At 71.8% G+C, this 13,436-nt stretch carries 10 protein-coding genes and 1 pseudogene; 7 read left to right on the forward strand and 4 right to left on the reverse strand.

The window, feature by feature from the left end:
* Positions 1-65: 65 nt before the first annotated feature.
* Positions 66-989, reverse strand: a complete 924-nt coding sequence (locus ACFQ6S_RS03120; protein ID WP_383402608.1) for an SDR family oxidoreductase — start codon at positions 987-989, stop codon at positions 66-68.
* Between the two features lie 86 nt (positions 990-1,075).
* Here ACFQ6S_RS03120 and ACFQ6S_RS03125 point away from each other — a divergent pair, with 86 nt between their 5' ends.
* Complete coding sequence (locus ACFQ6S_RS03125; protein WP_383402610.1) at positions 1,076-1,645, forward strand: TetR/AcrR family transcriptional regulator; 570 nt, start codon at positions 1,076-1,078, stop codon at positions 1,643-1,645.
* Between the two features lie 296 nt (positions 1,646-1,941).
* Here the strand turns inward: ACFQ6S_RS03125 and ACFQ6S_RS03130 are convergent, their stop codons facing one another.
* On the reverse strand, positions 1,942-2,571 hold the full coding sequence (locus tag ACFQ6S_RS03130; protein ID WP_383402612.1) for a TetR/AcrR family transcriptional regulator: 630 nt from the start codon (positions 2,569-2,571) through the stop codon (positions 1,942-1,944).
* Positions 2,572-2,718: 147 nt separating this feature from the next.
* Between ACFQ6S_RS03130 and ACFQ6S_RS03135 the strand changes: the two genes are divergently transcribed.
* From ACFQ6S_RS03135 to ACFQ6S_RS03160, 6 genes are all read left to right on the forward strand, one after another.
* Entirely contained in the window at positions 2,719-3,471 is a 753-nt protein-coding gene (locus ACFQ6S_RS03135) for an SDR family NAD(P)-dependent oxidoreductase (protein ID WP_383402615.1), read from the forward strand.
* A gap of 211 nt (positions 3,472-3,682) precedes the next feature.
* Positions 3,683-4,429: an SOS response-associated peptidase gene (locus tag ACFQ6S_RS03140; protein WP_383402618.1), complete on the forward strand. Its 747-nt coding sequence runs from the start codon at positions 3,683-3,685 to the stop codon at positions 4,427-4,429.
* A gap of 143 nt (positions 4,430-4,572) precedes the next feature.
* Positions 4,573-5,517, forward strand: coding sequence for a metal ABC transporter solute-binding protein, Zn/Mn family (locus ACFQ6S_RS03145; RefSeq protein WP_383402620.1), 945 nt, complete (start codon positions 4,573-4,575; stop codon positions 5,515-5,517).
* Between the two features lie 26 nt (positions 5,518-5,543).
* Positions 5,544-6,362 carry a metal ABC transporter ATP-binding protein gene (locus tag ACFQ6S_RS03150; protein WP_383404290.1) on the forward strand — a complete coding sequence of 273 codons (819 nt, stop codon included), beginning with the start codon at positions 5,544-5,546 and terminating at the stop codon, positions 6,360-6,362.
* Positions 6,359-7,234, forward strand: a complete 876-nt coding sequence (locus tag ACFQ6S_RS03155; RefSeq protein ID WP_383402623.1) for a metal ABC transporter permease — start codon at positions 6,359-6,361, stop codon at positions 7,232-7,234. The genes ACFQ6S_RS03150 and ACFQ6S_RS03155 overlap by 4 nt, the downstream gene beginning before the upstream one ends.
* Before the next feature lie 57 nt (positions 7,235-7,291).
* On the forward strand, positions 7,292-9,277 hold the full coding sequence (locus tag ACFQ6S_RS03160) for a heavy metal translocating P-type ATPase (protein WP_383402626.1): 1,986 nt from the start codon (positions 7,292-7,294) through the stop codon (positions 9,275-9,277).
* 69 nt (positions 9,278-9,346) lie between these two features.
* Here ACFQ6S_RS03160 and ACFQ6S_RS03165 read toward each other — a convergent pair.
* Together ACFQ6S_RS03165 and ACFQ6S_RS03170 are read right to left on the reverse strand one after the other, a co-directional pair.
* Positions 9,347-12,123: pseudogene (locus ACFQ6S_RS03165) on the reverse strand (M4 family metallopeptidase).
* 191 nt (positions 12,124-12,314) lie between these two features.
* Entirely contained in the window at positions 12,315-13,382 is a 1,068-nt protein-coding gene (locus ACFQ6S_RS03170; RefSeq protein ID WP_383402628.1) for a LacI family DNA-binding transcriptional regulator, read from the reverse strand.
* Positions 13,383-13,436 lie beyond the last annotated feature (54 nt).

Consider the following 13,436-nt stretch of genomic DNA (forward strand, 5'->3'; position numbering starts at 1 on the left):
TGAAGAACCTCTGCACGCTCGCTCGCGACGCGTGCTGTCCCCTGCCCTCCCGCCCCCGGCGTTGGTCAGGACGGGATGGCGGGCGTCTGGAAATAATGACCCTTGTCGAGGTCTTCGATCAGGCCAGGGTGGGCGGGCTCCCAGCCGAGGAGTTCGCGGGTCTGTGCGCTCGACGCCGGGACGTCGAGGGCCAGGAAGCCGGCGAGCCAGGTGAAGTGGCCGGTCGCGGCTTCCGGGGCCACGGAGGTGACCGGTATGTCGAGGTGGCGGCCCATCACTTCGGCGACGTCGCGGATGGCGACGCCTTCCTCGGCGGCGCCGTGCAGCACTGTTCCCGCGGGGGCCTGCTCGACCGCGAGACGGAACAGCCGTGCGGCGTCGAGGCGGTGGAGGGCAGGCCAGCGGTTGGTGCCGTCGCCGATGTAGCCGGAGACGCCCTTGGCGCGGGCGATGGCGACCAGGGTCGCCATGAACCCGTTGTCCCCGTCGCCGTGGCAGGTCGGGGCGAGTCGTACCACCGACGAACGCACGCCGCGTGAGGTGAGTGCGAGAGCCGCCGCGGCCGTGGCCGAGCGGATGGACGTGGGAGAGCCGTCGACCGTGGGCTGGTCCTGCTCGGTCGCCACCTGCCCAGGTTTGAGGCCGGCCAGCCCGGAGGCGAGGACGAAGGGGCGGCCGGTGCCCGCCAGGGCGTCGCCGAAAGCGTCGACGGCGCGACGGTCGGCCTCGGCGGCGCCTTGGTAGTCGCCGGTGAAGGCGAGGTCGTGCTTGAAGGCGAGGTGGATCACCGCGTCGGATGCGGCCGCGGTGTCGCGCAGGACGTCGAGGTCGTCGACGGTGCCGCGGACCGCTTCTGCTCCCGCGGCGGTGAGGGCGGCGGCGGAGGCGTCGGAGCGGGCGAGCCCCACGACCTGGTGGCCCGTGTCGATGAGTTCGGGCACGAGGGCGGAGCCGATCCAGCCGGACGCGCCGGTGACAAAGATGCGCATGGGAGGGTTCTCCAACAATTGATGTCAGTGACTGTCATCGACGCTAACACGTGATGTCAGTAACTGTCATCGCGTAGGATCTGCGCATGGGCAGATGGGAGCCGAACGCGCGGGAACGCCTGGCGAAAGCCGCGTTGGACCTCTACAGCGAGCGCGGCTACGAACAGACGACCGTGGCGGAGATCGCCGGACGGGCCGGACTCACCGAGCGGACCTACTTCCGGCACTACGCCGACAAGCGGGAGGTGCTGTTCGACGGCTCCGGCGCGCTGCAGGACCTGTTCGTGAACGCCGTCGCCGAGGCTCCGGAGTCCGCGGTGCCGATCGACGCGGTGGCAGCGGGGCTTGCTGCGGTCGGCATGGTGTTCGTCGACCGCATCGAGCACTCTCGGCGACGACAGGCCGTCATCGTGGCGAACGCCGAACTGCAGGAGCGCGAGCTGATCAAGCTCGCTTCACTGTCGGCCGCACTGGCCGATGCCCTGAGGCTGCGCGGCGTGGGGGAGCCGGCCGCGAGCCTGACCGCCGAGGCCGGGGTCGCCGTCTTCAAGGTCGGCTTCGAGCGGTGGATCGCGGCGGCCGAGGAACGCACCCTGGCGCAGTCGATGCGGGAATCGCTGGAGGAGTTCAGGGCTGCCGTGGCGGCGGGGAGTTAGGCCGTTTTCCGCGGATCGTCAGTGCTCGGCATCCCCGATCTGCCCTTCTCGACGGCCGAGGCTCGCTCAGGCACCTCCTCGAGAGCGACCCCGGCAGCCCGCCCGCCCCGCCTCGCCACGTCACAAGGCGACGCGAGGCTGCCCGCTCGTGGCGCCGAGGCCGCCGTCCACCGGGATCTGATCACCCGTCACATAGCGTGCGTCGGAGCCGGCGAGGAAGGCCATCTCGTGCGCGGTCAGCAGGGCTACCGACGATCTTCCTGGTCAGGTGAGGGACCGACGACGCCGGAGGGGCGTCACGTCGCGTCGGCGACCCTGCCCATGACCGCGTACAACTGCTGCGGGGTCAAAGGAGGTGTCGGGAGTGGATGGGCGGCCTCGGTGCGCAGGCCGTCGAGCATGAAGGCGACGCCTCGGCGCCAGGCGTCGGGGGCGATGTCCTTGACGGCCCGGGACAGCACGGCATTGGTGGCGAAGACGAAGACCAGGTCTTCGCCGGTGAAGTCGGGGCGCAGGGCGCCGTCCCGGTGGGCCCGCTCGATGATGCGTGTGGCGGCGTCCTGGGCCCGCCCGCAGACCGCCATCAGGCGACCGGCGTTCGGGTAGCGGCCGGCGACCACGTCGCCGATGGCGGGGTCGGTGACCTGCAGCTCGCAGAGCTTTTCGACGTAGTACGCGAATCCGTCCCAGGCGTCGTCCCGCGCCAGGGCTTCCTGGGCGACCTCGTCGAGCCGGACGGCGGCCAGGTCGGTGACGACCTCGTCGATCAGCGCCTCGCGGCTGCCGAACAGGTTGTAGAGGGTGCCGTGGCTCACTCCGGCGCGGCGGGCGATCTCCTTCAGCGGCGCCTGGAGTCCGCGTTCGCGGAAGAGCTCGGCTGCCGCCGTGCGCAGCTTCTCCGCGTTGCGTTGCGCGTCGGCCCGCATCCGGTGTTCCTCCTCGTCGCCCGTTCGGCGTCCATGGTCGCATCCACCGGCCGTCACCTAACTTGACCGTGGGGTCAAGTTGCGTGTTAGGGTCGACCTCAGAAATTGACCTATGGGTCAAGATAACTCTGCGGCAAGGAGAACCCCATGTCCAAAGTGATCGCCGTCCTCGGTGCCGGTACCGGTCTCGGTGTGTCCGTCGCCCGTCGCTTCGGCCGGGAAGGATTCCGGGTCGCTCTGGTCGCCCGCCGCAAGGACCGGCTCGACAGCCTCGTGGCACGCCTCGCCGACGAGGGCATCGAGGCCGCCGCCTTCCCGGCCGACCTGTCCGACCCGGCCGGGGTGCCCGCCCTGGTGGACGCCATCCGTGACCACTTCGGCCGGATCGATGTCGTCGAGTACGGGCCGATCGCAGGCGACGTGGCCTTCTCGCCGGCGGCCGAGCTGGACGCGGCCACCCTGGAGGCGTACTCCCGGCTGCTCCTGCTCACTCCCGTCGAGGTGTTCCGCGCGGTGCTGCCCGAGATGACCGAGCGCGGTGACGGCGCGCTTCTGATGACCACCGGCCTCACGGCGATGCGTCCTATGCCTCACCTCAGTGGACCGGGCCCGGCGATGTCGGCCGCCCGCAACTACCTGTACGCCCTGAACGGCGAACTCGCCGACAAGGGCGTCTATGCCGGCACCCTCACCATCGGCGCCATGATCACCGGAAGCGAGGCGGCCGAGCGGGTCGAGTCGTCCGCCGGTGTCGAGGACGAAGTCCTGGGCGCGGGCATCGACTTCCCCGTCGTGCACCCCGACGAACTCGCCGAGCACTACTGGGACATGTACACCCGCCGTGACCGCGTCGAGCAGGCCCACCCTGCGGCGCTGACCCCGCGGGCCGATGTCGCGTAACCGTTGATGGGGCTTCTCGTGCCGTCACCCTTCGCCGCGACGACGCGACGTAAGAGCCCCTGCCGGGTGCCCCCGATGCCCCTGGCGACGACCCGTCCTCGAGACGGCGGCGGTGCACAGCGAGCCGGACCCAACCGGACCCGACCCCCCTGCGTCACCCCGCCGACCACCTCGCCAGGACCGACGCACCACCCCATGGCACAGTGGCCGTATGTGCGGCCGCTATGCCTCCACCCGCAGCCCCGAGGACCTGGCCCAGCTGTTCCAGGTCCCCGAGTGGCATCCGGAGGAAACCCTGGCGCCCAGCTGGAACGTGGCCCCGACCGACGAGGTGTGGGCGGTGCTGGAGCGCAGGCCGCGAGGCGCCGACGAGGATGCCCCGGTCCGGCGCCGGCTGCGGCCGCTGCGGTGGGGGCTGGTGCCCTCCTGGGCGAAGGACGTGAAGATCGGGGCGAGGCTGATCAACGCACGGGTCGAGACCGTGCACGAGAAGCCCGCCTTCCGCCGCGCGTTCGTCAAGCGCCGCTGCCTGCTGCCCGCCGACGGCTTCTACGAGTGGGACCGGGTCGAGGACCGGACGTCGGGCAAGGTCCGCAAGCAGCCCTACTTCATCCATCCCGAGGACGGGCAGGTCCTGGCCCTCGCCGGCCTGTACGAGTTCTGGCGCGACCCGGCGGTCAAGGATGACGACGACCCCGCCGCCTGGGTGCTGACCTGCACGATCATCACCACCGATGCCACCGATGCGGCGGGTCGCATCCACCCCCGCATGCCGCTCGCCCTCACCCCCGAGCACTACGATGCCTGGCTCGACCCGCATCACCAGTCGACCGACGAACTGCGCGCCCTGCTCGTCCAGCCCGCGGACGGCCACCTGGACGCCCGCCCCGTCTCGCCCGCGGTCAACAGCGTCAGCAACAACGGCCCCCAGCTCCTGGACGAGGTTCCCGCGCCCTGACCACGGCATAGGTGAGTTCTCGGTAAGGGTTGCCGCCGGGGATCGCTTCGCAGCGGTTTTGACATCCGTTTTCATCTAGCGTGGGCGCGAAGCCGGGACGCATGGAGCTCGGCGGATCCATTCGCCTTGCTCGGAGGTACCCCATGCCCGCGCCCACGCCCCGATCTCTCGTCCCGCTGACAGCCGGCGCCGCCTGCCTGATCCTCCTGGCGGGCTGCGGCAGTTCGTCCGACACCGGCGGCGGCAAGGGTGCCTCGCAGGGCCGCCCCGCCGCGGCCTCCGTCATCCCCGTCGTGGCCTCGACGAACGTCTACGGGGACCTGGTCGGGCGAATAGGCGGCGACAAGGTCGAGGTCACCTCGATCATCAGCGACCCCGACCAGGACCCGCACTCCTACGAGGCCAACACCCACAACCAACTGGCCCTGTCCAAGGCGAAGGTCGTCATCGAGAACGGCGGCGGCTACGACGACTTCATCGACCGCATGCTGAAGAGCGGCGGCTCGTCCCCCGAGGTGATCAACGCCGTCAAGGTCTCCGGGAAGACGGCACCGGCGGGCGGGGAACTCAACGAGCACGTCTGGTACGACTTCCCGACGGCCGCCAAGCTCGCCGACCGGATTGCCGCCGCCCTCGGCAAGGTCGACCCGGACGCCGCCGCCGTCTTCACCGCAAACGCCAAGGACTTCGCCCGGAAGCTCGAGCCGCTGGAGCGGAAGGAAGCCCGGATCAAGGCCGATCACGGCGGCGCGGCGGTGGCCATCACCGAGCCCGTGCCGCTGTACATGATCGAGGCCAGTGGGCTGCGGAACGCGACGCCCGGGGAGTTCAGCGAGGCCGTCGAGGAAGGTGACGACGTCTCCCCGAGGACCCTCCAGGACACGCTCGCGCTGTTCACCGGGAACAAGGTCGGGGCGCTGGTCTACAACGAGCAGACCTCGGGCCCGGAGACCGAGAAGGTGGAGCAGGCGGCCAAGTCCGCGGGAATTCCCGTGGTTCCCGTGACCGAGACCCTTCCCAAGGGCAAGGACTACCTCGGCTGGATGAGCGCCAACGTCGACGCGCTCGCGAGCGCGCTGGCCAAGTGAGCGGCCACGACGTGCCGGGCCACGGCATGGACACCCCGCTGATCAGCATGCGTGCGGCCGCCCTGTCCTATGGCGAGCGCGTGGTGTGGCGGAACCTCGATCTCGATGTGCGGCCGGGCGAGTTCCTGGCCGTGCTCGGGCCCAACGGAGCGGGCAAGACCAGCTTTGTGCGTGCCCTGCTGGGGCAACGGCAACTGTCCGGCGGAACGCTGACGGTCCTGGGCCGCCCGCCCCGCAACGGCAGCCGGCACATCGGCTACGTCCCCCAGCAGGCGACGCTGTCCGCCCAGGCGATGGTGCGCGCCCGGGATCTGGTCCGCTTCGGCATCGACGGGCACGGCTTCGGACCCAGGCTGTGTGCAGGTGCCGTACGCCACCGCGTCGACGAAGTCCTCGCCTCGGTCGGCGCCACCGCCTACGCGGACGTACCCGTAGGCCTGCTCTCCGGTGGCGAACGGCAGCGTGTGCGCATCGGGCAGGCGCTGGCGACCGACCCGCGGATCCTGCTCTGCGACGAACCGCTGCTCTCCCTCGATCTGCACCACCAGCGTGCCGTCACCGAACTGGTCGACGCGAGGCGCCGCTCCCACGGCACGGCGGTGGTCTTCGTAACCCACGAGATCAACCCCGTGCTGGGCCTCGTGGACCGCGTGCTGTACCTCGCCCGCGGCGGCCATCGGGTCGGCACACCCGACGAGGTACTGACCTCCGAGGCGCTCTCGCGGCTGTACGGCACGCAGGTCGACGTCGTCCGTGTCCGCGACCGCGTCGTCGTCGTGGGCGCACCCGACGAGGTGGCGCGGCCGCCGCATCATCCCGAACTGCCGCACGGGGTACGGCCATGACCATCGCCCAGGGGATCTGGCAGCAGATCTTCCACTTCGACGACTACGGCGAACTGCTCGCGCTCTTCCGCAACTCGCTCATCGCCGGGGCCGCGCTCGGCCTGGTCGGCGGCCTGGTGGGGGTGTTCGTGGTCATGCGCGACCTGCCCTTCGCGGTGCACGGGATCAGCGAGCTGTCGTTCGCCGGAGCCTCGGCCGCGCTGCTGCTGGGCGTGAACATCGTCGCCGGCTCGATCGTCGGCTCGCTGATCGCGTCCGGGGCGATCGGGCTGCTCGGCTCGCGCGCCCGGGACCGCAACTCGGTGATCGGGGTCATCATGCCCTTCGGGCTCGGCCTCGGAGTGCTGTTCCTCGCGCTGTACAAGGGCCGGGCGGCGAACAAGTTCGGCCTGCTCACCGGGCAGATCGTCGCCGTCGACACCCCGCAGATGGCCTGGCTGCTCGGCACGTCGGCCGTGGTGCTGGTCGCGCTCGCCGTCATGTGGCGGCCGCTCGCCTTCGCCGGCGCCGACCCGGAGGTGGCCGAGGCGCGGGGAGTGCCGGTGCGCGCGCTGTCGTTCGCCTTCATGATCGTGCTGGGTCTGGCGGTCGCCCTGTCCGTGCAGATCGTCGGCGCGCTGCTTGTCCTCACCCTGGTCGTCACGCCGGCCGCCGCGGCGGCCCGGATCACCGCGTCACCGGTACTGCTGCCCGTTCTGAGCGTGGCGTTCGCGGTGGTCTCCATCGAGGGCGGCATCCTGCTGGCCCTCGGCGGCTCCATCCCCATCAGCCCCTACGTCACCACGATCTCGTTCGGGATCTATCTCGTGTGCCGACGAATGGGCGGCCACCGGGCCCGGCGGTTGGGGAGTGCGAGCCACCGCATGACATGACTCGGAGCTGACATGAAGACATGAATGAGTCTTCATTTGTTCCTCTATGGTGGTGGCATGACTGCCACGCTCACCCCACCTTCGGCCGCCCATGCGGCGTCCGCGCGCGCCACAGCCGTACCCCGGCGGCGCACCCGGCTGCTCGCGCTGCCGGAGGTCCGCTGGGCCGGCGCGGCCACCGCGCTGTTCCTGCTCGCGCTGCCCCTCCAGCTGACCGGAGCGCCCGCCTGGACCTGGGGCCCGCTCTATGCACTGGCGTACGTCACGGGTGGCTGGGAGCCGGGCTGGGCGGGGCTCAAGGCGCTCAGGGACAGGACGCTCGACGTCGATCTGCTGATGGTCGTCGCCGCGCTCGGCGCCGCCTCCATCGGGCAGGTCATGGACGGCGCCCTGCTGATCGTCATCTTCGCGACCTCGGGCGCGCTGGAGGCGCTCGCCACCGCCCGTACCGCCGACTCGGTGCGCGGTCTGCTCGACCTGGCCCCCGCCACGGCCACCCGAATCGCCGCCGACGGCCGTGAACAGGCCGTCGCGGTAGAGGAGTTGACAGTCGGCGACGCCATCCTCGTACGGCCCGGCGAGCGAGTCGGGGCCGACGGGCGGGTGCTGGACGGAACCGGTGAGGTGGACCAGGCGAGCATCACCGGCGAACCGCTCCCGGCGGTCAAGGAGCCGGGCGACGAGGTCTTCGCGGGCACCCTCAACGGCACCGGCGCACTGCGCGTCCGGGTCGAACGCGACGCCTCCGATTCCGTGATCGCCCGGATCGTGAGAATGGTGGAGGAGGCCTCCGAGACCAAGGCGCCCACCCAGCTGTTCATCGAAAAGGTCGAACAGCGCTACTCGCTGGGCATGGTCGCCGCGACCCTCGCCGTGTTCGGCGTGCCGCTCGCGTTCGGTCAGGAGTTCTCCGAAGCGCTGCTGCGCGCCATGACCTTCATGATCGTGGCCTCGCCGTGTGCGGTGGTCCTGGCCACCATGCCGCCCCTGCTCTCGGCCATCGCCAACGCCGGCCGGCACGGTGTGCTGGTGAAGTCGGCCGTGGTGATGGAGCGCCTGGGCCAGGTGGACACCGTGGCACTGGACAAGACCGGCACGCTCACCGAGGGCACGCCACGAGTCGTCGATGTACGGCCGGTGCCCGAATGCAGCCTGGACGAGGACGAGTTGCTGAGGCTCGCCGCGGCGGCCGAGCACCCCAGTGAACACCCGCTGGCGCGGGCAGTGGTGGAGGCCGCTCGTGAACGACGCCTCGACCTGCCCGCCGCGCGGGACTTCACGTCCGCGCCCGGCACCGGCGTCAAGGCCGTCGTCGAGGGCCGTACGGTCGAGGTCGGCACCCCCGCCCGGCTGCTCGCCGACCCCGACGGCGCGGTCGTGGCACTGGTCGAGGAACTCGAGGAGTGCGGCCGTACCGCCGTCCTCGTCATCGTCGACGGCGGCCCCGCAGCGGTGCTCGGTATCGCGGACCGGCTCCGCCCCGACGCGGCCGCCACCGTCGCGGCCCTCACCGCACTCACCGGTACGACACCGGCCCTGCTCACCGGCGACAACTCCCGGGCCGCCGCCCACCTGGCCGCCCAGGCGGGCATCGAGGACGTGCGCGCCGGGCTGCTGCCGCAGGACAAGCTGGGCGCCGTCAGGGAGTTGGAGGGAGCGGGCCACCAGGTCATGGTCGTCGGGGACGGCGTCAACGACGCGCCCGCGCTGGCCGCCGCCCACATCGGCGTCGCCATGGGACGGGCGGGCTCCGACCTCGCCCTCGAGACTGCCGACGCGGTCGTCGTCCGCGACGAACTCGCCGCCGTCCCCACGACCGTGGCCCTCGCCCGGCGCGCCCGGAGACTGGTCGTGCAGAACCTCGTCATCGCCGGCGTGTTCATCGCCGGACTCGTCGTCTGGGACCTGTTCGGCACGCTGCCGCTGCCGCTCGGCGTCGCGGGCCACGAGGGCTCCACCGTCCTGGTCGGCCTCAACGGGCTGCGGCTGCTCAGGGACACGGCCTGGGACCGGGCGGCAGCCGACGGCACCGGCGGCTCATGAGGCAGGGGCCGTCGGCCGCACGTGAGGACACCGTGCGGCCGGCGGCCCCTGTCGCTCCGCTGCTCGGCGTCAGCCGCAGCGGCCCGCCGGCCGGGTGCGGGTCACCACCTGGGTGATGCCGGTCGTCGAGTCCAGCCACACCACCTGGCCGCCCGCGACCGCGGCCGCCGACGACTGCTCGCCGCGGTTGCAGGAGACACGGCCCTTGCGGGTGCCGGGGGCGTCGGGCGAGCCGTTCGCCGCGAACTGGTGCAGCTTGGGCAGGGATTCGTTGCGGATCTCGGTGTCCGGGAGGTAGGCGCCGACCGTCACCGTGTCCTCGGACGCCGTCAGGGCGTAGGCGTTCAGCGCGCCCGGCCCGGTCTCCGGGCTGAGGTCGACCACGCCGGAGCCGTCGAGCGCGGCCCGGCGCAGGGTGGTCGTCCCGTTCGTCGCGTCGTCGTCGAGCAGCCAGAAGACGTGCGTGCCATTGATGGCCGTCGGACCGAGGTCAGTGCCGTCCGTCGCCGCTTGGATCTGCCTGTTCTCGCCGGTCGCGACGTCGACGACCCGCGTTCCGACCGCGTACTCGGCACGCACCCGCCGCCGCTCCTGGTAGGCGACCTTGCCGTCGCTCACCGACGGGGCCCAGGCCCGGTGGTAGGTGCCGCCGCCGATCGTCTCCACGTTCGCCGGGTCCTTGATGCTCAGATGGGCCACCGCCCGGCGCCCGCCGTACGTCACATGGTCGAAGGCCACGAGGTCGCCGTCGACGTCCACCGAGCTGCCGGGGGTGCGGCCGTGCCAGAGCTTCTTCACGGGGCCGCCCGCGAGCGGTCTGGCCAGGACGTCGACGCCGTCGGCGCCGTACGCCTGCCACACCACCGTCTTTCCGTCCGTGGCCGGATTGACGTGGAAACGGCCGTCGTTGGGGCTCATCAGCCTCAGCGGGCCCTCGCCGTCGGCGCGGCCGGCCCACACCGAGTACGGCTCCGAGCCCGTCTCGTCGGACTTGGACGCCGCCCACCAGCCGCCGCCCGCACCCAGGTCCGTCCCGCTGGTGTTGACCCGGTCGAGGAGGAGGTCGGAGTCCACGCCGAGGGCCGACTCCCAGCCCGGCACGATGCCGTGAGCCGTGAAGGCCCGCTGCAGCGCCCGCTGCCCGGCGGCCGGGATCCTGAGGTCCCCGGCGGCCGCGAGCACGGCGGCCCGCGCCTCGGTGAAGCCGTCGAGCGGAGTCATGTACTCGGTCAGCGCCCGATAGACGATCCTGTCCATCACCTCGGCGCCCAGATCCTCACGGGCGTCCCACAGCGCGCCGCCGAAGATGGTCGAGTTGAGGTGGACGCCGCCGTTGTCGGTGGCGAAGCCGAGGCCGAGGAACGACTTCGCCGTGGTCCGTCCGTCGGCCAGGTCGCGCAGCGCGCACTCGCGGGGAGACTTGGTCCGGCACAGCCGCTCGCCCAGCAGACCCGAGTCGGGGTCCGTCGCCGGGATGCCGTACACATCCGCCTCGATGGCGTTGCCGAAGTAGTCGGCGACGGCCTCGTTCAGGGCGCCGGACTGGCCGGCGTAGACGAGGTTCGCGGTGTGCTCGATCACGCCGTGCGTCATCTCGTGGCCCACGACGTCCATGGCCGCGGAGAGTGGACGGTACTCGGCGTCCCCACTGCCGTACACCATCTTCTGGCCGTCCCAGAAGGCGTTGACGTACGGCTGCCCGTAATCGGTCACGCCCACCAGCGAGTTGACGCTCATGCCGCGGCCGTCGAGGCTGTTGCGGCCGTGCTTGTCCTTGAAGTAGTCGTAGACCTTTCCGGCGGCCCAGTGGGCGTCCACGGCGCCCGAGTCGGTGGCCTCGCCGCCGAACGCGGGGGTCGGCGAGCCGAACTCCTGGAGTCCCTCGGGCCACGGCCCCGCCACGTCGGTGTACCACTTGCCGCGTGCGTCCCAGGTCGACAGGGCCTGGTCGGAGGGTATTCGGGAGCGGTCGCGCAGCACGTACAGGCCGCGGTCGGCGTCGTGCTCGACGGCGAGGCCGACCGTCGTGCCGTCGAGCCTGACGCCGCTGCCCTGCTCGGCGGCGTGCGCCTGCCGCGAGGCGCTGCCCGGCGTCGACCGTGCGGTTGTCGCGGGCGGTGTGCCGAACGTCTTGATAGCGCTGTACTGAAGGACCGGATATCCGGCGCGTGCGTCGATGTAGACCTCGCGGCGCACGGGTTCACCGCCCGCCGGGCCGCTGCCGTGCACGGTGACGTGCCGGGTCAGGACGCCCGCCCCGATGGGCAGGACGACCAACCCACGCGCGGTGCCTGCCGGCGAGGACTCCTCCTCACCCGGCTGCGTCGAGGAGAAGTACCCGTCGCCGAGCTCCGTGAGTACGGCGTTCACGGCACGCTCGACGGCGAGCGCCTCGCCGACCTCGGGCGTCGTGCCGGTGCTGAGCCCGGTGAAGTACTTGCCCGAGGTGCCCGTCACGACGCGCTCGCCGTCCCCGCCTTCCATGCGGACGACGTACTGCCGCCCAGGACGGGCACGCCCCGATGCCGCTGCTGGAGCCGGACCGTCTCGCGGCCGTCGGCGGCGGTGGTCCCGGCGGGCACCAGATCGCGCTCGGGGTCCGCGATCCGGTACCGGCTCTGCCTGCCGTCCAGATAGGCGCGGGCCGCGGCCGCCGCGCTGCCCCCGGCGGGCGCCTGCTCCCGGATGCCCCGCACCAGTGCCGGGGTGTCCGTCTCCCGCCCCGGGATCACCTCGGCCGGGCCGGCCGCCGGTGGCGTCGTCCGAGTCGCGGCGTGGGCCGGCAGCGCCGGGACGACGAGTGCGGCGACGCTCAACAGCGCCGCCGCACCCGGTAATCCGCTCAGTTGTGTTCTGCCGCCGCCTCTGACTCTTCCGTCTCTTCTGGGGTGACGCACGGTCTCCCAAACCCCCCTCGGTCGCTGGGCCGGGAGCGGAACGCCGCCCGGCCAGGGGGTCATCGAAGCGGCGATGTGCCGTTCCATCAACGGGGCGCCTGCGCCCACAGATGACTTCCGGCCGTAGCGGGGACGGGCGGTCAGCGGCGGGGCGCCGGGCCGCTGCTGCGGCGGATCACGAGGTCGACGGGGACCAGTGAGTCGGCCCGGGACGGTCCCTCGGAGCCGTCGAGCCGGTCCAGCAGCAGACGCAGCGAACGCGTGCCGATCTCGGCGAAGTCCGTGCGCACGGTGGTCAGCGGCGGCAGGAAGTGCGCGGCCTCGGGGATGTCGTCGTAACCCACGACACTGACGTCACCGGGTACCGACCGGCCGGCCTCGTGCAGGGCGTGCAGCAGACCGAGGGCCATCTGGTCGTTGGAGGCGAACACGGCCGTGACGTCCGGGCGCCGGGCCAGATGCCGCCCGAGCTCGTAGCCGGAGTCGGCACTCCAGTCGCCGGTCAGCGGGGCCGGCACCTCGGCTCCCGCCGCCTCCAGACAGGTCTGCCAACTGCCCAGCCGGTGATCGGCCGAGGTCCAGCCGGTCGGGCCCGCGATGTGCCACACCGTGCGATGGCCCAGACCCAGCAGATGCCCGACGGCCTTGCGGGCCCCGGCCCGGGAGTCACCGGTGACCTGCTGGGTGTCGGCGTCGAGACCGTTCTCCAGCACCACCAGCGGGGTGTCGAGGCGGGTGTCCGCCAGGGCCTTGCCCACCCACAGCTGCGGGGCGATGGCGATCACCCCGTCCGCGCCCTCGGCCGACAGCCGGTTCACCGCCTCGACGACCGTGTCGGGCTCGGCCGTGTCCAGCGCGATCGAGCTCAGCAGGTAACCGGCCTCCTGGGCGGCGGTGTTGATCGCGGTCAGGATGCTGGCGGGACCGTATCGGGCGGCGTCGAAGGAGATCACGCCGACCATCCGGGTCCGCCCGCTGGCCAGCGACCGGGCACTGCGGCTCGGCCGGTAGCCCAGCGTCCGCATGGCGTCCAGGACCGTCTCGCGGGTCTCGGCCCGAACCGACGGATGGTCGTTGAGGACACGGGAGACGGTCTGCTTGGACACACCGGCCAGCCGGGCGACGTCGTCCATCACGGGACGCGAGCCCGCGAAGTTCCGTCTGCTGCGCCCTCGCGGAGCGGCGCCGTCGGCGGAGCTTCGGGTCATGGTCGCTGTTTCCTCGACATCGTCACGGGGGCGGGGTTCTGCCCCGGCAGGACC

The organism is Streptomyces sp. NPDC056479 (genome assembly GCF_042795335.1).
GTDB lineage: Bacteria > Actinomycetota > Actinomycetes > Streptomycetales > Streptomycetaceae > Streptomyces.

Bases quoted from the DNA above. Each gene is read 5' to 3' on its own strand.
- ACFQ6S_RS03120 (WP_383402608.1), bottom strand. From the start codon at position 989: ATGCGCATCTTTGTCACCGGCGCGTCCGGCTGGATCGGCTCCGCCCTC.
- ACFQ6S_RS03125 (WP_383402610.1), top strand. From the start codon at position 1,076: ATGGGCAGATGGGAGCCGAACGCGCGGGAACGCCTGGCGAAAGCCGCG.
- ACFQ6S_RS03130 (WP_383402612.1), bottom strand. From the start codon at position 2,571: ATGCGGGCCGACGCGCAACGCAACGCGGAGAAGCTGCGCACGGCGGCA.
- ACFQ6S_RS03135 (WP_383402615.1), top strand. From the start codon at position 2,719: ATGTCCAAAGTGATCGCCGTCCTCGGTGCCGGTACCGGTCTCGGTGTG.
- ACFQ6S_RS03140 (WP_383402618.1), top strand. From the start codon at position 3,683: ATGTGCGGCCGCTATGCCTCCACCCGCAGCCCCGAGGACCTGGCCCAG.
- ACFQ6S_RS03145 (WP_383402620.1), top strand. From the start codon at position 4,573: ATGCCCGCGCCCACGCCCCGATCTCTCGTCCCGCTGACAGCCGGCGCC.
- ACFQ6S_RS03150 (WP_383404290.1), top strand. From the start codon at position 5,544: ATGGACACCCCGCTGATCAGCATGCGTGCGGCCGCCCTGTCCTATGGC.
- ACFQ6S_RS03155 (WP_383402623.1), top strand. From the start codon at position 6,359: ATGACCATCGCCCAGGGGATCTGGCAGCAGATCTTCCACTTCGACGAC.
- ACFQ6S_RS03160 (WP_383402626.1), top strand. From the start codon at position 7,292: ATGACTGCCACGCTCACCCCACCTTCGGCCGCCCATGCGGCGTCCGCG.
- ACFQ6S_RS03170 (WP_383402628.1), bottom strand. From the start codon at position 13,382: ATGACCCGAAGCTCCGCCGACGGCGCCGCTCCGCGAGGGCGCAGCAGA.